Source organism: Enterococcus wangshanyuanii (assembly GCF_002197645.1).
GTDB lineage: Bacteria > Bacillota > Bacilli > Lactobacillales > Enterococcaceae > Enterococcus_L > Enterococcus_L wangshanyuanii.
Genome location: NZ_CP021874.1, coordinates 3524559 through 3544695 on the forward strand (window position 1 = coordinate 3524559; position 20137 = coordinate 3544695).

Below are 20137 nucleotides of genomic sequence, written 5' to 3' on the forward strand. Positions count from 1 at the left end.
AAAGAAGTCCTTTATGGGCTTCTTTTTCACTAGTATAGGAACGGAGGAGAAAGAACGGTGAGTGTATTTGATCGAATTGCTTCACATTATGATTCACCAAAGCAGTTAGAATTAGCTCAAATTATTTTGAATGAACTTGAAAATTCTTTAGGAGAAACAAATGAAAAAACGCTTTTGGATTATGGCTGTGGTACTGGCTTAATCGGCCTTCCATTAGCAGATCGATTTGAAAAAGTGACTCTGATAGATCCATCCAAAGAGATGATCACGATTGTCGAACAAAAAGTAGAGAGTATGGCACTTAAAAATACTAAGGCAATGATCGACCATTTCTCTAAAGAGCATATTCCGGAAATAACAGCAGATATCATCATTGTCTCACTGGTTCTGCTGCATATTCCAGATACAAAAGAAATACTAGAAGCGCTATATCAAGTGTTAAATCCTAAAGGCTATCTATTGATCGTTGATTTTGATACGAATGAAAAGGCTAGGCACGAGAAAGTTCACAGCGGTTTTGATCAAAATAAGCTGAAAGCTATGCTTGAAACGATCGGTTATCAATCGATCCAAAGTAACACTTTTTATCATGGAGAAGAACTATTTATGCGCCAAGATGCATCGATGTTTGTTCTTCGTGCTGAAAAATAAAAAAGAAAAGAGGAAAAATTATGCCATTTGTACATGTAGAACTAATTGAAGGGCGCACAGAAGAGCAACTGACGAATATGGTCAAAGACATTACAGAAGCCGTTTCAAAAAATGCTGGGGCACCGAAAGAAAATATTCATGTGATTGTCAATGAGTTAAAAAAAGACCGTTATGCTCAAGGCGGCGAGTGGAAGAAATAATCTGTTTGAATTAATGCTTGCTTTTTATATGAAGAAGTGTTTAAATTAATTCATAAATGATTGATGAGAAAGACAACTGAACTTGCAGGCAGTCTACTAGAGAGGAAAATCTCGGCTGAAAATTTTCCAGACCAGCACAAGGAATGACCACTTTTTCCAACCTTTGTCGAAACAAGGGCGGTCGTACCGTTAACACGCTTGAGGAACATGGCTATTTGCTGTGTTTAAACAATAGGTGGAACCACGAATTTTTCGTCCTAGTATCTGATTTTTTCAGATACTAGGATTTTTTTTGTTTCAACAAAAAAGTCTAAAAAAGGATTCCAGTGTAAAATCTTTTCAATCATAAACATTCTTAAGGAGGAAACAAAAATGTCAATCAATATTACATTTCCAGATGGAGCAGTCAAAGAATTTGAGTCTGGCTCATCTACTCTGGATATCGCCAAAAGTATCAGCAATAGTTTAGCTAAAAAAGCTTTAGCAGGGAAATTAAACGGAAGCTTAATCGATTTAACTCGTCCTATCGAAGAAGACGGAAGCCTTGAAATCGTCACACCTGACCATGAAGATGCGTTAGGAATTTTACGTCATTCGACGGCTCACTTAATGGCCAATGCGTTGCGTCGTTTATTTCCCAAAATCAAATTTGGCGTAGGTCCTGCAATCGATTCCGGTTTTTATTATGACACTGACAATGGTGAAAATGCTGTAACGGCAGAAGATTTGCCAGCGATCGAAGCTGAAATGATGAAAATCGTGAAAGAAAATAACCCGATCGTCCGCAAAGTAGTCACAAAAGAAGAAGCGCTTGAATTATTTGCAGATGATCCATACAAAGTTGAGTTGATCACTGATTTACCTGCAGATGAAGAAATCACAGTGTATGACCAAGGTGATTTTGTTGATTTATGCCGCGGCGTTCATGTACCATCAACTGGCAGAATTCAAGTCTTCCAGCTATTATCTGTAGCCGGTGCTTACTGGAGAGGGAATTCTGATAATCAAATGATGCAGCGGATTTATGGAACAGCATTTTTTGATAAAAAGGAATTAAAAGAATTTATCAAAATGCGTGAAGAAGCGAAAGAACGTGACCACCGTAAATTGGGGAAAGAGCTTGATTTGTTCATGATCTCTCAAGAAGTTGGTTCAGGACTGCCATTTTGGTTGCCAAAAGGAGCAACGATTCGTCGTACGATCGAACGTTATATCACTGATAAAGAAATCAGCTTAGGTTATCAACATGTGTATACACCGATTATGGCAGATGTCAATTTATATAAAACATCTGGACACTGGGATCATTACCATGAAGATATGTTCCCGCCAATGGACATGGGTGATGGCGAAATGCTTGTTCTTCGTCCGATGAACTGCCCACATCATATGATGGTCTACAAAAATGATATCCACAGTTACCGTGAGTTACCGATTCGAATTGCTGAACTTGGTATGATGCACCGTTATGAAAAATCAGGCGCCCTATCTGGTTTACAACGTGTACGTGAAATGACTTTGAATGATGGTCATACATTTGTTCGCCCAGATCAAATCAAAGAGGAATTCAAACGTACATTAGAGCTTATGGTAGCGGTGTATAAAGACTTTAATATCGACGACTATCGTTTCCGTTTAAGCTATCGTGATCCGAATAATACAGATAAATATTTTGATGATGATGCAATGTGGGAAAAAGCGCAGGAAATGCTGAAAGCCGCTATGGATGAAATGGAGCTGGATTACTTTGAAGCGGAAGGCGAAGCAGCCTTTTATGGACCTAAATTAGATGTTCAAGTGAAAACTGCTTTAGGCATGGAAGAAACGCTATCAACTATCCAATTGGACTTCTTATTACCAGAACGTTTTGATCTAACTTATGTAGGTGAAGATGGCGAAAATAATCATCGTCCTGTCGTTATCCACCGTGGGATCGTATCGACAATGGAACGTTTTGTTGCTTATTTAACAGAGGTTTATAAAGGGGCTTTCCCGACTTGGTTGTCACCGATCCAAGCGACAATTATTCCAGTTTCTGTAGAAGCACATTCTGATTACGCTTATGAAGTGAAAAAACGTCTACAAGAACAAGGCTTACGTGTTGAAGTAGATGATCGCAATGAAAAAATGGGCTATAAGATTCGGGCTTCTCAAACACAGAAGATTCCTTATCAAGTTGTTGTCGGGGATAAGGAAATGGATGATGCAACTGTCAATATCCGCCGTTATGGTAGTAAAGAGACGGATGTCATGGATCTAAATATCTTTGTAGATAGCATGGTTGCAGATGTAGCGAACTACAGCAGAAGATAAACAAAGTTTTGATTAGAGAAACAGTGTGAGGGTGAATTCCTTTGCACTGTTTTTTTAGAACAAAATAAGAAGAAATTTTAAATATTTGCTTAGTAAGAGGATTCCCTCTATTTTTTTTTGCATTTTTTCGTTACAATAGAGGGGCAAGACTTTTCTCACATGGAAGGACTAGGATAAATGAAAAAAATGAGCTTTTTAGATAAATTAAAAAATGAAAATGAAGAACCTGATACAAAGCGGACGAAAAAATCACACATCCCATTTCGATTGAACTTATTATTTTTCGTCATCTTTGGATTGTTTGTCGCATTGATTGTGCGCTTGGGTTATTTGCAGATTGCCGAAGGTCAGGAATATGCGCAAAAAGTGGATGAGAATTCGACCTTGAAAATCAAAAGCAGCGCACCGCGCGGACAAATATATGATGCATCCGGCAATGTATTAGTCGGCAACAAATCAAATTTGGCCATTACTTATACACGTGGAAAAAAAGTGCAGGCGAAGGATATAGTTGATATTGCTTACAAAGTAAATGGGCTGATCAATGTACCAGCAGATGAACTGACAGAACGTGATAAGAAAGACTTTTGGTTAGCGAATCCAGATAATCTGAAAACAGCACAAAAACGTTTGACTGATAAAGATAAAGTGGATGAAAAAGGTAATGCAATTACAGATGAAGGTACATTGTATGTTAAAACAGTGGAAAAAGTAACACCAGAAGAAATCAATTTCGATGAGCAGACGATGCAGGTCGCAACTATTTTTAAACGGATGAATGCCGTTCAAGAGCTAAATACAGCTTTCATCAAAAATGAAGGTGTGACACAAGATGAGATTGCAATCATTGGTGAACATACATCAGAAATCGCTGGTGTTTCTACAGGAATGGATTGGGATCGTGAATATCCGCATGAGACAGACCTGACAAGTATACTTGGAAAAGTTTCCTCTGAAAAAACTGGGCTGCCAGCAGAAGAAGCTGATGCGTACTTGGCGAAGGGCTATGAATTGAATGACCGTGTCGGAACCAGTTATTTAGAAAAACAATACGAAGATGTTCTTCAAGGCAAAAAATCTATCTCAGAAGTAACACTAGACAGCGAAGGCAATATCGTGACCCAAACACCGATTTCAAATGGTGCAAAAGGCGAAAACTTGAAATTGACGATCGATATGGATTTTCAAGCTAGGATCGATGCAGTTGTTCGTGCACAGTATCAACAGCTTTTAGCAACCGGAAATGCCAATTATTCAGATGGTGCTTATGTCGTTGTTATGAATCCTAAAAATGGAAATGTCATGGCCATGGTTGCTTTGGATAGAGATCCGGCAACGAATGAACTGACTTCTAATCCATTGGCAACAATCAATAAAGCTTTCGAACCTGGGTCAGTCGTAAAAGGAGCAACGATTTCTGCTGGTTACGAACAAGGTGTAATCACAGGGAATGATGTGTTGATCGATGAACCGATCCAAATTTATGGAAGTAAGCAGAAAGCTTCGGTCTTTAATAATCAGATCGTAGGAAATCAGATCCCATTGACGGCAGAACAAGCTCTAGAATATTCTTCGAATGCCTATATGATGAAATTAGTTTTGAAAATGATGAATACCGATTATGAGTATAATATGCAGCTGCCGTACAAAACAGGTGATCCAACCTTATTCGAAGTTTTGCGCAAAACGTTTGGTGAATACGGTATGGGTGTTTCAACAGGAATCGACTTACCTGGAGAAGAAACAGGACTTTCTAACAAAGCCTTTAATGATCCTGAATATGCACCAATGCCAGGACATCTACTTGATTTATCTTTTGGTCAGTATGATACGTATACAGCGATGCAGCTTGCACAATATGCTTCAACAGTTGCAAATGGCGGTACACGTTATGCACCACGTGTTGTCGAAGGGATTTATGAGAATAATTCAGACGGTTCAATTGGCGAGCTGAAAGAAGCTATGGGACCTAAAGAATTAAATAAAGTAGATATTACGCCAGAACAAATGCAAATCATTCAAAATGGGTTCTATGATGTGGTTCACGGAAACGGAACTTTCACTACAGGGCGTTATATGCAGGGAGCAGCTTTAGATATTGCAGCGAAAACAGGTACAGCGGAAACCAATGTAGGAGAGCATGTCACTGTAAATAGTAATGTTGTCGCTTATGCACCGTCAAATGATCCTGAAATCGCTGTGAGTGTGATTCTACCGCATTTAACAAGTGAAAGCAGCAGACCAAACCAATCGATGGTAACAGCGATCGTAAATGAGTATGCAGCGTATAAAGCCGAAAAAAATTCGTAAAGTAGTTTTCCTTTACAAATTTAACCAAAAGGGTAGAATTTCAAGAATAAACATGGTATGATATTTGAGGCTAAGAAATATCTTAGGAATACGAAATTAGATATAGGAGGGAAAACACATGCGCGTAAACATTACTTTAGAATGTACTTCTTGTAAAGAACGTAACTACCTTACAAGCAAAAATAAACGTAACAATCCTGATCGTTTGGAAAAACAAAAATATTGCCCACGTGAAAGAAAAGTTACTTTACACCGTGAAACTAAATAAAAATAATAAATATACGCTCAATCCTTTTAGTAGTAAGGGGTTGAGCGTTTTGTATTTCATGTGGAAAAATAGTGACCTTGAAAATGACCTTGACTAGCTAGAAATTTACATAGTTCACAATTTTTTCTACTGTCTTTTTCTTTGTTTCGTTTGTAACATGAGTATAAACGTTCATGGTCATTTCAATAGAGCTGTGACCAAGCCTTTCTTGAGCTTCCTTCATACTTGCTCCAGCTTCAAAAAGCATAGATGCGTGTGAATGTCTGTAACCATGAGAGCCGATAGTGTGAAGTCCCACTGCTTTAGACAACCGTTTTGAACGTTGGTAAACATCTTGTCGAATCATTGTACTACCATCAAAACCAATAAATACCATGCCGTTAGACTTTATTTTATTTGCAAAAAGATATTCTTTTTGTCTAAGCTGCCATTTCTTTATTATAAGCATAGTAGCTTCATCAAGCATGATTGTGCGTCTCGATGATTCGGTTTTCGGCGTAGAAATGACATGGCCATTCTTAGAATCTGACATAGTTTTCGTGATCTCTAACGTATTAGAACTAAAATCAAAATCGCTAAATGACAAAGCCAAAGCTTCACCAACTCTTATACCAGAAAAGGCAAGCAGTCGGAACATCGCAAGATCAAATTCATTATAATATTGTTTTAGACGGCTAGAAGTTGTTTTATTATCAACCTTGTTCTTTAGGTACTCCATAACTTGCTTTAATTCGCTAGTGTTGTAATACTTTAATTTTTTCTCGGAAGATTTTTTCTTTCTTGGTTTTATCACAGATCGAAAAGGATTGCTACTTATCATTTCAAGGTGGATAGCATAATCAAAAACTTTCGAAGTATATTGCATAAGCAGACCAAACATTTCAAATTGTTCAGCCCATTTATTAACAGATTTTTGGCACAATTTCATATCGATTTTATCAATCAAAAGTGATCCAAAAATAGGCAAGATGTGTTTATCAAAATGCATTTCAGTTTTCATGCTAGTAGTTTCTTTTACAGTATTCTTATAGCTATCAAACCACATTTTATAAGCATCTTCAAATGTCGAGCTTCCCTTTCGATTGAAGCCTTCTTCAATAAATTCATGTTGCAACATCTTTTCGGCAAGAATTGCTTCTTTGTTTGTGCGGAAGCCCCGTCTTGTTGTTGTGATCTGTTTACCAGTTACCGGATCAATACCTAAATAAGTTTTAAATAGCCACTTCTTTGACCCGTCTTTAAGTTTGTATTGTTTAAATGTTGCCATGACGAACCCTCCGTATCGTTTTTCGGAACTATTAGTTTTCTCTTATGCCTACAACGCCATATTTGTTCTTATCAACATCGTTTTTCCCTTTATTATGCGTAAGTAGCTTAACTTCGTCTTTAACATTTTGAGCGAATGCATGATCTCCAATATCCTCAAGTATGCTTATAAAATTATTTATTGGTTTCATAAAATCAAGATCACCAGTTTTCAAGTATTTAGTAAGGTGATCGAGATATCTTAAATTCATGCGGAAATTATAATTCGCTTTATCCTGATTTAATTTACTAGCCAAATCAATGTACTTTTCAGCAAATTCATAGTTTTCACGATATAAACTTGTTGAAATAGCATTTAACCAAGCGCTATAAGCAAATTTTTTCGTAGTATAATCTCGGGCTCCTATACTAGAAATACGGACAAGTTGTTCGCTATAATCTATTAAAGGAGTTTTTATTATGCAGACAAAAAACACAGCTACAAGATATTCAAAAGAGTTTAGAGAATCCATGATTTCATTAAGTCAGACCGGTCGGTCTGCGAACTCACTATCGAAAGAATACAATGTAAGTGTCTCTACACTTACGAAATGGATACGGCAGGCAGATCCATTGGATCGAAATGTTCTTTCAATAAAAGAGCAAGAATTGCTAAAAGAAAATAAACGCTTGAAAGAAGAAAATGCTATTTTAAAGCGAGCGGCGGTGCTTTTGGCAAAGAGTTGATGGCCAAAGGACGAGCGACTGTCTTACGAGTCGTTCGTGTCAATTTAGAAGCAAAGCACCGCATTACTCGTATTTTAAGGGTTCTTAAAATCCCAAGAACCACCTATTATGCGTATTTAAACTGGATGCCTAGCGATCGAATGCGCAGACGCCAACAGATAAAAGAAAAGGTATTGAAATCCTGGTTAGCCTATCCGATGTATGGATATCCAAGAATGACAAAATATTTTAAAGAAGAACTGAATATCCCTGTCAGTCGTTACCTAATTTATCGTTTAATGCGTGAATTAGGGATTCACTCTCGGATGATAAAGAAAATGAAAAAACCTAAATCTTATACTGAAGTCGCTCAATTACCTAATCTAATCAGAAAAAAGAGTGATTGGTCTAAGGTTCTTTTAACGGATATCACGTATATTCCAGTGAGAGGAAAGTGGGCGTATTTAGCCAGTCTCTATCATCCAGAAACCCGTCGGGTTATTGCTCATAAAGTTGGTGCCCACATGACGAAAGAATTAGCAACAAGCGTGCTAGAAAAAGTAAATTTACAGGCACAAGGAATAGAAATAGTACACAGCGACATGGGAAGCCAATACACAAGCGACTTATTTAATCAGACATTAACGAATAAAAAAATAAAGCATTCTTATTCAAGAAAAGGTTGTCCAGGGGACAACGCAAGAATAGAGAGCTTCCACTCTATTTTGAAACGCGAATATGTGAATTTCCAATCCTTTAAAACACTTGAGGAAGCCATCGTTGGCATTGACAGTTACATTCGTTGGTACAATACAGATCGAATTTCTCTTGTTGCTTAGTAACGTCCCCTTTTTTCAAAAAAAGACGATTGAAGGGGTTATTTAAGTGCGTCTTCTTTTGATCAGTAGAGAAATGTGCCGTCTAATTTAGAGGCATTGGTTCACACGTCTCTTTTATTTATTATTTTTAATGAGCATTAAGCAATTCTTTCGCCTTTTTTTGTTCGGAGTATTGACATAGGAGCCTCGCGATGCTTCATCTTTTATTGGAAATGCCTTCATGAAAAGTATGTCTGTTTGTTTAGAATTAAAAAAAGGGACTAGATTGTTTATAAGAATATAATCATATTGAAAGTAGTAACTTTTATTTAGGAGTAAATTATAAACATAATTCACTTCTTCTGAACTCATACCATCAACCTCAGCCCAGTGAGGATGAAAAAGGCTTTTTATACTTATGTAATTGGATAACTCTCGTAAGTCTTTATGTGTATTATTTTCTAATGAATAATAATACTCTAAAAGTTTCTTTTTGTATTTTTGATTAGTAAGGTGTGTAGAACAATAATAGTAAATAGACCTAAACAAGTCTTGTTCTTCGTCGATAGATACATAACTAAAAAATTCGTCGGGATGAATTTCTAAATTTCTGATAATGGACTGCAAATCATTTAGTCGAATTGGTCGCCTGTTTCCTTCAATTCGAGAATAACTAGATGGATCTATATGCGTTGGTAAAAGTTCTTTTTGAGTTATGTGTTTTTTAGTTCTAAAAAACTTCAAAGTATCGCCTAAATTCAATGTATTACCTTCTTTCTGTTGACATAGTGGCATGTAAAACAACTGATTTAATATTATTTCTTTAATAGAATAAAAATTACAACTAAATTATGCCAATAAGTCAAAATGGCAAAATAGAGCTTCCATATAGCTTAATTGTCTGATATCCTGTTCTTACAGAGAGACACAGTTTGCAAACAATAGTTTTTTTGATGAAAAATAGAAGGGAGCAATAAAAGATGATTAGTTTAGTTACTGTAGCAATTAGCGTAATTTCTATTTTTGTTATTCAAATAGGAGCATAAAAAAATAGGAGCCGTTAATAGTCGAGGGAAGTCGATTTATTAACGATATACACTAAACACCTAGTGTACTGCTCCATAAGTGTAGCTGATTGCTACAACATCAATAGTATAACATTCAATAATCAAGATAACATCTTTTTTCGTCAAAAAGATGTGAATTATTTAATTATTGTACGTTACTATTAGAGCGGTACACTCCAAACGAAGGAGTGTTATTCAATATGGAACAACAAAAAGAACTTATCATTCAAAGTATTCGAAATATAAGTAACCCGAATTTAATCAATTATTTATTCAAGTTGATTCAAAGGGTAATTTGAAAAGAGCTGCTTAGCTCTTTTTTTGATTTAAACCCAAAAGAGATTGAACCAGGTTATTTACTATAACTAGCTCTTCATCACTCAAAAGCGGTAAGCTTTCAAATAATTGGGTGTAGGTTTCATTCTCGGCAGCAAAAGACTTAGCTATGGCATCGAAAGTTTTATCATCGTAGAAGTTTAAATGAGGATCGTCGACCCTTCCTAACAAATAGTCTGTTGAAACATTGAAAAAATCAGCTAATTTTTTCAGAGGTTCGATGCTAGGCTGGCTCTTATCCCACTTGCCGATAGTTCCATTTGAAATATCTAATTTACGTTCTAATTCAGCTAAAGAAAGATGCTTTCTCCTTGCTAAATCCTTCACTAACTCTTTAGTATTCATAAAATACACCTCTCCTTTTAGAGATAACTCTAAAAAAATAAATTTTTCGTTTGACAAATAGAGACTTCTCTAATATACTGAGGTTGTGGTTGAGGAACCAAAAAAATAAACACTTAGCTTAGAGTCTCTAATGGGTTAAGGTTATTTGTCATACACATATAATAGAGCGTTCTCTATTGTATGTCAATACCCTAGAGCGAAAACTTAGAAATGAATCGAAAGAGGTGAAGATTTTGTTATATGAAAATATTAAAAAAATTGCTAAAACGAGAGGTGTTTCTATTTATCGCATTGAAAAAGATTTAGAACTTTCTAATGGGATTATTGGGAAATGGAATACTTCCATTCCGACAGCGGAAAACATTTTAAAAGTCGCGAAGTACCTCGGAGTGTCAATGGAAGAATTGCTACAAGAAGAGATTCAAACAGCGTAAAAGGAGGGCGAACAGATGAACGAAAATAGCATGTTTAGCAGTTGGTTTGAAACAGTCATTCTAAAAACACTAGAAAAATACTTTGAAAAATTTCTTGATTTAGCTAATCAACGATCAGTTAAGCCGATTTTTATTCAAAAGAAAAATGTCGGTTTGTATTATGACGGCGTGTCAAAAGACACGCTAAAAGCATACGAAGAAAAGGGTTTAAAACGTTGTGAACCAATTCAAGGTGGTAACGTTTACTACCATGTCGATGAACTAGAAAGATTTATGTTGAAATATCAAGTAAAATCGCCTAAAAAAGGAGGGAAACGAAATGGAACGTCTAAAGCAGCTTAGAGGATTGATTATTGCTTTTGTAAGCGGCATGTCTTTAAGTCAACTTTCAATTGGCATAAAAATCTGTATTGCTGTACCGCTTTTGTTACTTTGGTTTATGAACTATGACGAAAAGAAATTTGATAAAAGAAAGAGGGTATCTTATGACTAACAAGCAAGACGAGTTACAGAATAGCATGATCGATTCCATTATCGCTGATATCGGATCAATAAATGATTTTCAGTTTATCGAGAACATATACGGGCTTGTCGTAAGCAAAGCAGCCGAGGAACATTTGAAAACGCTAGCTTCGCAAGAATATAAGAGAGAGACAGGGAAGCCTGACAAAGGAGAGGAATTTTAATGAGTAAACCATCGAAAGAAGCTCATATCCAAGCTATTGCAGAAATGTTAGAAAAAATACCGGCGGATAAAGTAGAACGATTGTATCAGCATATTCAATTTCTTTGGAGAAAAAATTATAGTGAAGGGTTATCCAAAAAAACAGAAGAACAAAAAGGAGCGTAGACAGATGAAAAAGAGGACACAAAAAAAGCCTTTCCTTGTAAACTTTGGCGAGTTAAGGAAAGACAGCAATTAATTGTGATCCTCATTGTATCACAAAATACTAAAAATAGAAATGAGGACTTTGAAATGGAGAAAACAAAAACGATTGACCAATTAACTGCAGATGCAGCTTATATAAGAAATGCTTTGTTAGGTGTTGAGGATATTATAGAGTTTCGTTTCAGCGGTGGTGTAGCATCGTTGAAAGATACAAATAAATTAAATGGAGTGCTAACGGCTATCGGTTGTCTAGCGAAACAGCACGAACAAGATTTAATCGAATTTGGAAAAGAAGGAATAAGCAGATGAAACAAAAATCACCGTTTCCTTATCAATGCCCAACAGATGAAAAAGAAATGTGGGCAGACATCAAAAAGCAAGCTGAAAACTATTTTGATATGAACAATTTAGAAGTCAAGGAAGATGAACTCCGAGAGAACGGACATCATTTTAAAGTATTGAATTCAAAAACAGGATTCATCAATTGCTACCTAGCCACAACAACAGAGTTAGGTAGATGGCAGTATATCGGAACAAAACGCCAAACGTGGGAACGTAAGCGAGTAATGAAAATAAAAATCAAAAGAAAAAGCCGCCTAACCGAGTTAGAAGCAGCAATCAATTAAAAAATGCTCACCACTCATTTGTGGTGAGCGGGCTGCCTAATGAGGTCAGCCAAGGATCACGTTTGAATCGGGCAGCGTAATAACGTCTGCTAAGTAAGTTAATTATTACACAGTAAAAAAAGAGTGTCAACTAAATAAAAAAATGACCTTCTTTGCGAGAGAAGGTCAAATGCTTTCAAGAATGAAAACAATGTCAATTAATAGTAAGTACATTATATCATTCTTGAAACCTTTCCGCAAGAGTAAACGTTGATTTAGCAACGTTTTAACAACCTTGTAATTGATATTAACGTTGCGTGGAAAGAAAAATAATCAAGAATGGGTGAACAAAAATGTCAAGGTCTTTTGTACGAGCAAAAAGAGTAGAAACAGGGTCATATGTAGAAGTGGATATTTTCAACTATACAGAAGAGGCAGGAACCATTGTAAAAAACAAAAGACCAAATAAAAGAGGTGTGTCACGTCCGAAACAAAGAAATCTAAATGACAAGAACAGTAGACGTCATTTGAGATGGTTATGCCAGGGGAATTTCGGTGAAGGGGACTATTGGGCAACGTACACCTTTAAACCAAAGCATCACCCGAAATCAATTGAAGAAGCGATCACGATGTTCAATAACTTTATTGCTCGTATCAATTACTACCGAGAAAAGATCGGACTAGAAAAAATGAAGTATGTGTATGTCATTGAATTTACAGAAGATCAGGAAACGGGCGACTTGTCTCATATCCATTTCCATGCATTATTTGAAAAAGGAGTATCGATGGATAAGTTAGATGATCTTTGGGCAATCGGCAGAGGAAAGAACCGTGAAAGCCTCGGACATACATTTCATTCAGTTGTTAGAACAACGTCAGATGGCATTGTCGGTTTAGCAAACTATATTTCTAAAGGTCGTCGTTGGAAATCAAAGAAAAAGAGTTGGTATGCGAGCAAAAACTTAAAACGACCATACCGGACTAAAAATGACAGCTTATTCACAAGAAGAAAAATAGAGAAGTATGCAACATCTAACGATTACGGCTATGAACATTTTGAGAAACTTTATCCAAACTATCACATCACATTTATTGAACCGACATACTACGAAGAGACCGGATGGCATTTTCATCTGATTATGTGGAAAAAAGAACCGCCGAAAAAACACAAGAAAAAGACCAAGAGAAAGATGTAAACAGAACGTCGATGAACTTGCTAAAAACGTTGATTTTACAAGTTTTACTGAAAAAAGAGTAAAACCAGTTTAAGGAATGAATTGAATGTTGAACAAAACTGTTTATAGCTAAGCAGCAATCAATAAAGACCAGGAGGGAAACATGAATCAAAAAGAACCAATCACCATGCTTGAAAGTGATCTGATGGACTGGCTGCCGCTTGATCCTAAACAAGCGATACCGCTTCATTACTTAGCAACCGTTATGAATGCCAAGCGGATCACGATCGCTTTTCTTCTTTTGTCAATACAGGCTAAAGGCGTACCAATCGCCATTCAAGTAACAAACGATCATTACGGCTTTTATATATTAACCAGTTAGAACACAAAGGCAGATGACCCACTAATATTTTTGTGATGGGTCATTAAAATAGAAGATCAATCTATTCAAAGCACAAAAAGCAACTGTAGACTAAATAATAAAAAGGACTGCGGCAATGAAGGAAACAAGAGAAATTACTATGGAGCAGCTAAAACAACTGGCCATGAATGACATAGACAAGAAAATTATTATCTGTACAGGTGGTGAGCTAAGGATCGCTGATCTACCTGAACACGGAACAGCTGGTGTTAAGATATCGGATAGTAAGTTCCAAAGAATGGAATACAATTTTACAACAAAATAATTGTCTGACCAGAAAGCTGGAGGGCACTTTAGTAAGCGTGATAAACGCTTATTGAGGTGTCCTCTTTTTCTGTAAACTGGGGGAATATTGGGTGAGATATAAATATGCAGATGAACTAGCTGCAGAGTATAGAGAAGATTTAAAACCAGTTCTAGCCGTGTACAACTTTCATAATGATCGTGCAAAAGTTTTCTTGATGCTTTCAAAGGAATGTAAGGAAAATCAACAAGCAGAATTAGCGAAAGAATTCGCTGATCTATATCACGAATATAAAGAAGTGGCTAAAAGGTTAAGTCCAATTATTTCAGATACGCGTTATTCGATAAGCTGGTTAGAGACAGCAAGACAGCCCGGAAATAGAAATGAGATTAGCAAGCGATCCTATTATCAAAGAACAGAACTATGGGGAGATGTTGATAAAGTATCAATGGCGTACTTGCGTGAAGACTATCAACAATTAGATGAAGAGCAGTCTGCTGTTGTAGAAACATATTTATCCGTTCTGTCACAAAGGGAAAGGGAGGCAATTGTTTCTGTAGTGGGTGAAGGGAATACGTACACTAAGACATCAGAATATATGGGTGTGAGTAGATCATCTGTACAAGTATATGTTAATCGGGGTATGAAAAAAATGATCGACTATTCTTGTCAGTCGGAAACTGAATCCTTAAATGAACAGAAAGAGAAGGCGGAACGTGTTGAGAAATAAAGAGCTTTGAAAAAGTTGTTCATCAAGAAAAGTAATTAGACTACTGAAAATAATAAAAAAGGATTGATCGTATTGGAAATAGTACGTAGATATCAAAGCCTCCAGAACATGGAGAATGAAGAACAACCACAAGCAAGAGGGGATCCGGAAAAGCAATTAATTTTAGACCGTTCACCTAATCAGAAATAAAAAGACAAGGAGAATCATTATGACTTATTTTGACAAAACACAGAAGCAAATAGAGCAGACAGATGTATATTGTACGGCAACAGAAGAAAGACTGGATGAGACGGAAAAGAGCATGATTATCCAAGAACTACTAAGTGAAGATGGCCGCAAGAAATATGAATCTTTCGGCTATGATACAAGTGATGTACAGCATCCGGATACATACGAAAGGTTATCGAAAGAGAAAGAACGATTGCAACGTATGATCCGCTACAAGACAAGCGGAGGTCATTCCTATGATGCAGGCGGACTTAGCAAGAAGAAAGTACCAAAAGAAATAAAAGAGCTGCTTATTCAACTTTACAATGAGGAAGCAGCAACGGCAATTTCTGAAATCAATACGCTAATGACTAAACGAACTCAACTCATGAAAGAAACGGTAAGAGAAGTCACTCGGCTATCGAATGATCTAGCAACCATTAAAAGAGAGCATGCTAGAGCGTATCAAAGACTATGTGATTATTTATCAAGTAATGATGTTGTTCATGAGCCAATGGGCAATGATGCTACTTATCGCCAACTATTAAAACAACTCAACCAATTTGATTAAGAGAGGACAAGAGAAAAATGAATACCTATGAAAAAATAATTGCACAAAGAGAGCAACGCTTTCCGATGATCCGTTATGACATTAAATGTCACGCTAAAACAGCATTAGGCAAAAAAGAAATAGACGACTACATCAAGAAGCATGCGAAAGATAAGCTAGAGATGTCAACTTCGTATACATTCTATTATAACGATCCAACACAAAGCGAAGCTGAACGCAAACGAATAGTAGAAGCCTTTGCAACGTATTGGGTTAAAGATACATTATATGGCGCAAGCTCAAATAGAGTGGTGCAAGGCATAAGTAGAAATGACTATAAGCTGGACATCAAGAAGACAGTGCTGCATGAAAATGCAGTTGATCCAGATTCTTTATTAGCTCACTGCTTAGGCAATGCCGAGGACGGCGAGACAGACAGTTATATGATTGATCGACAGCAAGAAACAAAGCAGAAAAATTTATTTAATCGTTTGTTGGATTCTTTTAAACGCTAACTATCAAATTTTAGGTTGGAGAAGCCCCCGGTCGCAACCAAATGCAAATTCTAAACAGGGGGGGCACGAAACGGGAAGGGGTTCAAGACTGCACAAAAAATTAATTTTCTCGCGCGAGGGGGGTGTGATACAAAATGACCTTCAAGTTAGAACGAAGAAAGAAACCCCTTCCGATTACGGGAAAGCCTTTTGCAGCATAAGAAAAAGTGGTGTTCATTTCATTAATGACTAGGGAAGAATAAACCAAAAAGGTGTAGCAAAATTTGTATCACTTTTTGAGCATTTTGGAGAATTGTATCAGTAAAATGTCGAAAAGGGTGATACAAGTAATATTCATATTTTTCATTTCGTCATTGACATAGCGCACATAAAAAAGCATCCAAACGGGTGCTTTTTTTATTGTTCGACAAAATAAGAAAAGCTTGATATAACAGGGCTTTAACTAATTATATAGATGGAAAATTAATCTCTTACTTCATTCTGAGAATAAAGTAAGAGAATAATACAGTCTAAAAAACGTGTAAAAAAATTAATAATTTTTGATCAGAAAGTGAACTGGTACAAAAATAAACGTTATTTCGCTACGATCAAACAACATTTTTTAGCAATAAATTGCATAAGAACGGCTTTTTTTACACTCATTCAGGAAAAAATAGTTGTTCAATGATGGAACATTTCAGTAAAAAAGAAAAGTGGAAATGTTAAAAAGTTCGAAAAGTTTTGGAAAAAACTCATTTTATATTTAATATCAACCAAGATGTTGGTACAATAGATAAAAAGTAAATGAGGTGTTACATGACTTTTATAGGTTTAGTATTCATCATTCCAATTATTTTTTCTATGATTGTTATTTGCTTGGAAATTTGGATCTACTTAAAAGTGCTCGGAATCGCAATAGCAAACTATGCTAGGGAAATAATATACATACACATCGATAAAGAAGATGAATACCAAGGATATTCTTATGCTGTATTTGGAACAAAAAAATATGATGCGATCTTTAAAACGCCACTCTATTTTTATCCAGCGAGTTTTTTCACAAGCACTCTTTTTGCAGGTATTTTATTTGAAATAGCCAATTCCGTTTATAAAAATTTTGAAGTGGCTTCGTGGCTGCTTTTTGTGGGGCTTATTTGTTATCCATTATTTCATTGGTTGACTTGCGTATTATTTTACAACTTAAACGATAGAGACAAAATGATAATGGATTGCATTAAATGTCATAAGGAGTTTATTAAATGGTGCGCATTTCCAATAACGATAATAGGGTTTACTCTTCCGTTTCTATCATTCGTGACAAATAATCTAGAGAATGAATTTATAAAAAGCTATTTTACAAACTTTTCAATATCTACAGATTTTAAGTATATAGGTTTAGTTGTTCTTTATATTGCATTTGTGGAAATAGTAAGCTTTTTAGTGATGTCGATCATTGAACATGTAATGAAATACAAGAAAGAATATCTCTATTTTTGGAAAAAGGTAAGATTTACCAAATTATTATTTTCGATCGTTGATAGTACATTCACTTTGTTGATCTGTTTTAACTATGATATCTATATGGAATTACATCGTGAAATATCAAAAAAGTATATTAGATTTTTAGAATGGTTCAAATCAATTAAGTGATCTGAACATTTAAATCTACGTAGCACTATAGTATGAAATTTGGAGGGAAGATATGTCAATTAATAGTAATTCAAGTATAGCTGGTAATGTGTCAGCTTCATTTAGTCAATCTGCAAGTATGTTAAATAGTATCAGTATTTCTGTGACTTCATCCAGTACGAATGTTTCGGGAAATACACCAGCAATGAAAACACTGAATGAGTTTCAACGAGGATTGAAAGAACTTTCGTCAAGTGTTGTATCTGCTGGAGATAATATTCATTCGGTCGCAAAAGAGTTTGATCGAATTGACCAACGCATTGTTCAATTAACAAAATTTAACTTTCCAGGAGGGCTTTCTTAATGGAACAAGAAAAACAGTCCGCCTTTGAACAGAAAAATCATCAATTTCGGATTCGATTAGAACAGTTACAAGACGATCAACTCGCAAGTAAAAAAGAGCAACGGCGAGTAGAAGAACAGCAAGAAGCTTTTTTTGAACTCCAGCAACAAGAACAATCAGTATACAATTTTGTTTTATCCAATTGTGAACCAGAGGAACGAGCATTTATTGAAGAACGTGGTGACGATAGCTTAAGGCTTGCCAAAAATGCGCAACGAGAATTTGATGAAGAACTTTTCCGATTAAAGAAAGAAGAACGCCAACTATTTGATCAAGAAGAAACCGTTCTACAAGAACAACGAGCCTTCTTAGAAACGAGTAAGGAGGGCGAACATGGGGCTTAAATATTATGTGCATGAAGCACAAGCACGATCTTCACAAGCTTCTCAATTAAATAGTCAAGCAGGGCAAGCGATCGCTTCGCTACAACAAAGCATTCATTCTTTTTTGTCTGCGCCGTTATCCAGTAAAGCCTACGACAGTGCCAAAAGCTATTTTATGGCAGTATACACGCCGTTGTGTCAATCTGCTATAATGACAGGAGAAGCGTTGGAAAGTGCTCATAAACGTTTTCTTAGTGAGTATCAAGGGTCAGTCAGTGGGATTGATACAGATGAAGACCTGATATTAGAAGAAATCAATCAGCTAGAACAATTAAAGCGAAGCTTAGATCAACAAATGAGTACAGCCAAAACACCTCGACCAGATTTAGAACGGCGTTACATGAATGCGTGTGATGTAATCGAAAAACGACGAGAGAAATTAGAAAAATTTCATGCCTATGATGCTCTTTCTGCAAGTATTTTTTCAGAGTGTGAAGCGTGTCAACAAGAATTTAATAATGGACTAACACAAGTGAAAGAATGTAAAGCATGGAATCCAGCAACGGGTACCTTTGATATTAGCCGTTTAAATATGACTTGGGCAAAACCGATCAACAATCGCTGGAAAGCACGAGAAAAAATGAAGCAAGAAGCGAAAATGAAAGAAGTTAATCAGGCAATCAGTAGCTTAGATGGCTATACAATCATCTGTAGTGACTTAGGGACTAGTAAGAAATGGTACTTGATGAAGAATGGGAAGCCACTACCAATAAAAGATCATCCACGCTTATACGATCAACTAGATAAATGTAAGGACTATTTGAAGCCTGGACAGTATAATGTTGAAGATGTTATTGTGATGAAAAATGAAATGCCACTTGCGCCTGGCTTTGGGATATTAGGAAATTTGGGTAAAGCTGGTCGAGTAGTCGATGTGATCCGAAAAGGAACGGAAGCCCTAAAAGTTGGACAGTCCATTTCAGACCTAGTTAATAATGCACCAGTTATAAATGCTGTGGATGAAACAGCAGAGCTAGACAAGAGTAGGGAGGATGGCAAACCAGCTAAAAAACATAAAGTGTTTGAGAATAAGAAAAAGAGCTTGGATGGTAAAGGAGAGCCTAATTCTTCAGCAGATTTATTAAATCCTGATGGCTCTGTCAAACAGAGAAGGTATTATGGCCCAGATGGTAGACCGATAGAAGATATTGATTATAACCATCCTGATGATGGTACACATGAATTTCCGCATAGACATCAATGGGATTGGAATAAAAGACCACCTAGACAAAAAGGAGAGTAATATAAATGAGCCCGATACATGATTATATAATAAAATGTTATTCTGTTAATTTTGAAGAAAAGAAGATAATTTTAGATGTTAGCAATGATTTAGAGGACAAACAAGTGATTTTTTATAACTTCTTTTGTTATAAGTTTTATGATGAGATGCCATACAGTGTTATCTTAGATTTAGAAGAACGATCGCTAGATGATTTCTTTTCCGAAAATAAAGAGCTTTTGGAAGAAGGAGAAAAGAGGGCATGGCCTATAATGTATGATACTTTTGACGAACTTGAATCAGAAATTAAATCAGCAGATGTTTCTTATCAAGTTTTATATTCCTCATACGGATTAAATGGTTGGGTATTAGCAGAACATGTGGAAATTATTCCAAAATGAAATTCTACATGTTTTAAAATATTCACGTTGAACTCTGATAAAATACACAGTCACAACGAGGCAATCAGTAT

28 protein-coding genes are annotated in these 20137 nt (G+C 36.0%); 24 read left to right on the plus strand and 4 right to left on the minus strand.

The genetic code is table 11. The annotated features are described in order from the left end of the window. The first annotated feature begins 57 nt into the window (after window positions 1-57). The 5 genes from CC204_RS17575 to rpmG all read left to right on the plus strand — a co-directional run bounded on the left by CC204_RS17575 (window position 58) and on the right by rpmG (window position 5742). A complete protein-coding gene (locus CC204_RS17575; protein WP_088271358.1) occupies window positions 58-651 on the plus strand; it encodes a class I SAM-dependent methyltransferase in 594 nt (197 codons plus the stop codon). A 20-nt stretch (window positions 652-671) separates the two neighbouring features. After that, window positions 672-851 (plus strand): 2-hydroxymuconate tautomerase, encoded by a 180-nt coding sequence (locus tag CC204_RS17580; protein WP_002356318.1) that lies wholly within the window; start codon window positions 672-674, stop codon window positions 849-851. Window positions 852-1223: 372 nt separating this feature from the next. Beyond that, window positions 1224-3164 carry a threonine--tRNA ligase gene (gene thrS, locus CC204_RS17590; RefSeq protein WP_088271359.1) on the plus strand — a complete coding sequence of 647 codons (1941 nt, stop codon included), beginning with the start codon at window positions 1224-1226 and terminating at the stop codon, window positions 3162-3164. A gap of 177 nt (window positions 3165-3341) precedes the next feature. After that, window positions 3342-5474, plus strand: a complete 2133-nt coding sequence (locus tag CC204_RS17595; RefSeq protein ID WP_088271360.1) for a peptidoglycan D,D-transpeptidase FtsI family protein — start codon at window positions 3342-3344, stop codon at window positions 5472-5474. 118 nt (window positions 5475-5592) lie between these two features. Further along, complete coding sequence (gene rpmG, locus CC204_RS17600; protein WP_002296119.1) at window positions 5593-5742, plus strand: 50S ribosomal protein L33; 150 nt, start codon at window positions 5593-5595, stop codon at window positions 5740-5742. A 97-nt stretch (window positions 5743-5839) separates the two neighbouring features. Here the strand turns inward: rpmG and CC204_RS17605 are convergent, their stop codons facing one another. Both CC204_RS17605 and CC204_RS17610 read right to left on the minus strand, forming a co-directional pair. Continuing rightward, complete coding sequence (locus CC204_RS17605) at window positions 5840-7009, minus strand: site-specific integrase (RefSeq protein ID WP_088271361.1); 1170 nt, start codon at window positions 7007-7009, stop codon at window positions 5840-5842. Window positions 7010-7040: 31 nt separating this feature from the next. After that, a complete protein-coding gene (locus CC204_RS17610; protein WP_088271362.1) occupies window positions 7041-7484 on the minus strand; it encodes an Rgg family transcriptional regulator in 444 nt (147 codons plus the stop codon). Here CC204_RS17610 and CC204_RS17620 point away from each other — a divergent pair. Then, a protein-coding gene (locus CC204_RS17620; RefSeq protein ID WP_120308903.1) for an IS3 family transposase occupies window positions 7468-8552 on the plus strand; the annotation gives its coding sequence in 2 pieces (ribosomal slippage) (window positions 7468-7705 and window positions 7705-8552; 1086 coding nt in all). The two genes, CC204_RS17610 and CC204_RS17620, sit on opposite strands and share 17 nt — an antisense overlap. Window positions 8553-8666: 114 nt before the next feature. On the opposite strand, the gene CC204_RS17625 is transcribed toward CC204_RS17620, so the two are convergent. Both CC204_RS17625 and CC204_RS17630 read right to left on the minus strand, forming a co-directional pair. Further along, on the minus strand, window positions 8667-9293 hold the full coding sequence (locus tag CC204_RS17625; RefSeq protein WP_088271363.1) for a helix-turn-helix domain-containing protein: 627 nt from the start codon (window positions 9291-9293) through the stop codon (window positions 8667-8669). Window positions 9294-9907: 614 nt separating this feature from the next. After that, window positions 9908-10279 carry a helix-turn-helix domain-containing protein gene (locus CC204_RS17630; RefSeq protein WP_088271364.1) on the minus strand — a complete coding sequence of 124 codons (372 nt, stop codon included), beginning with the start codon at window positions 10277-10279 and terminating at the stop codon, window positions 9908-9910. Window positions 10280-10503: 224 nt separating this feature from the next. Here CC204_RS17630 and CC204_RS17635 point away from each other — a divergent pair, with 224 nt between their 5' ends. The 18 genes from CC204_RS17635 to CC204_RS17705 all read left to right on the plus strand — a co-directional run bounded on the left by CC204_RS17635 (window position 10504) and on the right by CC204_RS17705 (window position 20066). Next, window positions 10504-10713, plus strand: a complete 210-nt coding sequence (locus tag CC204_RS17635) for a helix-turn-helix domain-containing protein (protein ID WP_308422447.1) — start codon at window positions 10504-10506, stop codon at window positions 10711-10713. Window positions 10714-10728: 15 nt separating this feature from the next. Continuing rightward, window positions 10729-11055, plus strand: a complete 327-nt coding sequence (locus CC204_RS17640) for a MerR family transcriptional regulator (protein WP_088271366.1) — start codon at window positions 10729-10731, stop codon at window positions 11053-11055. After that, window positions 11033-11206, plus strand: a complete 174-nt coding sequence (locus tag CC204_RS21225; protein ID WP_157894318.1) for a hypothetical protein — start codon at window positions 11033-11035, stop codon at window positions 11204-11206. The genes CC204_RS17640 and CC204_RS21225 overlap by 23 nt, the downstream gene beginning before the upstream one ends. Beyond that, the gene (locus tag CC204_RS17645; protein WP_088271367.1) at window positions 11199-11399 is read left to right on the plus strand and encodes a hypothetical protein; all 201 of its coding nucleotides are present in this window, start codon (window positions 11199-11201) and stop codon (window positions 11397-11399) included. The genes CC204_RS21225 and CC204_RS17645 overlap by 8 nt, the downstream gene beginning before the upstream one ends. Then, window positions 11399-11563: a hypothetical protein gene (locus CC204_RS21230; protein WP_157894319.1), complete on the plus strand. Its 165-nt coding sequence runs from the start codon at window positions 11399-11401 to the stop codon at window positions 11561-11563. The genes CC204_RS17645 and CC204_RS21230 overlap by 1 nt, the downstream gene beginning before the upstream one ends. 126 nt (window positions 11564-11689) lie before the next feature. Next, window positions 11690-11911: a hypothetical protein gene (locus CC204_RS17650; protein ID WP_088271368.1), complete on the plus strand. Its 222-nt coding sequence runs from the start codon at window positions 11690-11692 to the stop codon at window positions 11909-11911. Next, window positions 11908-12228, plus strand: coding sequence for a hypothetical protein (locus tag CC204_RS17655; protein ID WP_088271369.1), 321 nt, complete (start codon window positions 11908-11910; stop codon window positions 12226-12228). Before CC204_RS17650 ends, CC204_RS17655 begins: the two co-directional genes overlap by 4 nt. Before the next feature lie 332 nt (window positions 12229-12560). Further along, window positions 12561-13403: a rolling circle replication-associated protein gene (locus tag CC204_RS17660; protein WP_088271370.1), complete on the plus strand. Its 843-nt coding sequence runs from the start codon at window positions 12561-12563 to the stop codon at window positions 13401-13403. Between the two features lie 142 nt (window positions 13404-13545). After that, entirely contained in the window at window positions 13546-13764 is a 219-nt protein-coding gene (locus CC204_RS17665) for a hypothetical protein (RefSeq protein WP_088271371.1), read from the plus strand. 115 nt (window positions 13765-13879) lie between these two features. Continuing rightward, entirely contained in the window at window positions 13880-14068 is a 189-nt protein-coding gene (locus CC204_RS21235) for a hypothetical protein (RefSeq protein ID WP_157894320.1), read from the plus strand. Window positions 14069-14159: 91 nt separating this feature from the next. Continuing rightward, the gene (locus CC204_RS17670) at window positions 14160-14777 is read left to right on the plus strand and encodes a sigma factor-like helix-turn-helix DNA-binding protein (RefSeq protein WP_088271372.1); all 618 of its coding nucleotides are present in this window, start codon (window positions 14160-14162) and stop codon (window positions 14775-14777) included. 208 nt (window positions 14778-14985) lie between these two features. Continuing rightward, window positions 14986-15555 carry a hypothetical protein gene (locus CC204_RS17675; RefSeq protein WP_088271373.1) on the plus strand — a complete coding sequence of 190 codons (570 nt, stop codon included), beginning with the start codon at window positions 14986-14988 and terminating at the stop codon, window positions 15553-15555. A gap of 17 nt (window positions 15556-15572) precedes the next feature. Then, complete coding sequence (locus CC204_RS17680; protein ID WP_088271374.1) at window positions 15573-16049, plus strand: hypothetical protein; 477 nt, start codon at window positions 15573-15575, stop codon at window positions 16047-16049. A 795-nt stretch (window positions 16050-16844) separates the two neighbouring features. Continuing rightward, window positions 16845-17678 carry a hypothetical protein gene (locus CC204_RS17685; protein ID WP_088271375.1) on the plus strand — a complete coding sequence of 278 codons (834 nt, stop codon included), beginning with the start codon at window positions 16845-16847 and terminating at the stop codon, window positions 17676-17678. Between the two features lie 52 nt (window positions 17679-17730). Continuing rightward, the gene (locus CC204_RS17690) at window positions 17731-18021 is read left to right on the plus strand and encodes a TIGR04197 family type VII secretion effector (protein WP_088271376.1); all 291 of its coding nucleotides are present in this window, start codon (window positions 17731-17733) and stop codon (window positions 18019-18021) included. Then, window positions 18021-18404 (plus strand): hypothetical protein, encoded by a 384-nt coding sequence (locus CC204_RS17695; RefSeq protein WP_088271377.1) that lies wholly within the window; start codon window positions 18021-18023, stop codon window positions 18402-18404. Before CC204_RS17690 ends, CC204_RS17695 begins: the two co-directional genes overlap by 1 nt. Further along, window positions 18394-19686, plus strand: coding sequence for a T7SS effector LXG polymorphic toxin (locus tag CC204_RS17700; RefSeq protein WP_088271378.1), 1293 nt, complete (start codon window positions 18394-18396; stop codon window positions 19684-19686). Before CC204_RS17695 ends, CC204_RS17700 begins: the two co-directional genes overlap by 11 nt. 5 nt (window positions 19687-19691) lie before the next feature. Then, a complete protein-coding gene (locus CC204_RS17705; RefSeq protein ID WP_088271379.1) occupies window positions 19692-20066 on the plus strand; it encodes a hypothetical protein in 375 nt (124 codons plus the stop codon). The last annotated feature ends 71 nt before the right edge of the window (window positions 20067-20137 follow it).

Coding starts and splice junctions, on each gene's coding strand:
- CC204_RS17580 (WP_002356318.1), top strand. CDS start 672: ATGCCATTTGTACATGTAGAACTAATTGAAGGGCGCACAGAAGAGCAA.
- thrS (WP_088271359.1), top strand. CDS start 1,224: ATGTCAATCAATATTACATTTCCAGATGGAGCAGTCAAAGAATTTGAG.
- CC204_RS17595 (WP_088271360.1), top strand. CDS start 3,342: ATGAAAAAAATGAGCTTTTTAGATAAATTAAAAAATGAAAATGAAGAA.
- rpmG (WP_002296119.1), top strand. CDS start 5,593: ATGCGCGTAAACATTACTTTAGAATGTACTTCTTGTAAAGAACGTAAC.
- CC204_RS17605 (WP_088271361.1), bottom strand. CDS start 7,009: ATGGCAACATTTAAACAATACAAACTTAAAGACGGGTCAAAGAAGTGG.
- CC204_RS17630 (WP_088271364.1), bottom strand. CDS start 10,279: ATGAATACTAAAGAGTTAGTGAAGGATTTAGCAAGGAGAAAGCATCTT.
- CC204_RS17640 (WP_088271366.1), top strand. CDS start 10,729: ATGAACGAAAATAGCATGTTTAGCAGTTGGTTTGAAACAGTCATTCTA.
- CC204_RS21225 (WP_157894318.1), top strand. CDS start 11,033: ATGGAACGTCTAAAGCAGCTTAGAGGATTGATTATTGCTTTTGTAAGC.
- CC204_RS17645 (WP_088271367.1), top strand. CDS start 11,199: ATGACTAACAAGCAAGACGAGTTACAGAATAGCATGATCGATTCCATT.
- CC204_RS21230 (WP_157894319.1), top strand. CDS start 11,399: ATGAGTAAACCATCGAAAGAAGCTCATATCCAAGCTATTGCAGAAATG.
- CC204_RS17650 (WP_088271368.1), top strand. CDS start 11,690: ATGGAGAAAACAAAAACGATTGACCAATTAACTGCAGATGCAGCTTAT.
- CC204_RS17655 (WP_088271369.1), top strand. CDS start 11,908: ATGAAACAAAAATCACCGTTTCCTTATCAATGCCCAACAGATGAAAAA.
- CC204_RS17660 (WP_088271370.1), top strand. CDS start 12,561: ATGTCAAGGTCTTTTGTACGAGCAAAAAGAGTAGAAACAGGGTCATAT.
- CC204_RS17665 (WP_088271371.1), top strand. CDS start 13,546: ATGAATCAAAAAGAACCAATCACCATGCTTGAAAGTGATCTGATGGAC.
- CC204_RS21235 (WP_157894320.1), top strand. CDS start 13,880: ATGAAGGAAACAAGAGAAATTACTATGGAGCAGCTAAAACAACTGGCC.
- CC204_RS17675 (WP_088271373.1), top strand. CDS start 14,986: ATGACTTATTTTGACAAAACACAGAAGCAAATAGAGCAGACAGATGTA.
- CC204_RS17680 (WP_088271374.1), top strand. CDS start 15,573: ATGAATACCTATGAAAAAATAATTGCACAAAGAGAGCAACGCTTTCCG.
- CC204_RS17685 (WP_088271375.1), top strand. CDS start 16,845: ATGACTTTTATAGGTTTAGTATTCATCATTCCAATTATTTTTTCTATG.
- CC204_RS17690 (WP_088271376.1), top strand. CDS start 17,731: ATGTCAATTAATAGTAATTCAAGTATAGCTGGTAATGTGTCAGCTTCA.
- CC204_RS17695 (WP_088271377.1), top strand. CDS start 18,021: ATGGAACAAGAAAAACAGTCCGCCTTTGAACAGAAAAATCATCAATTT.
- CC204_RS17700 (WP_088271378.1), top strand. CDS start 18,394: ATGGGGCTTAAATATTATGTGCATGAAGCACAAGCACGATCTTCACAA.
- CC204_RS17705 (WP_088271379.1), top strand. CDS start 19,692: ATGAGCCCGATACATGATTATATAATAAAATGTTATTCTGTTAATTTT.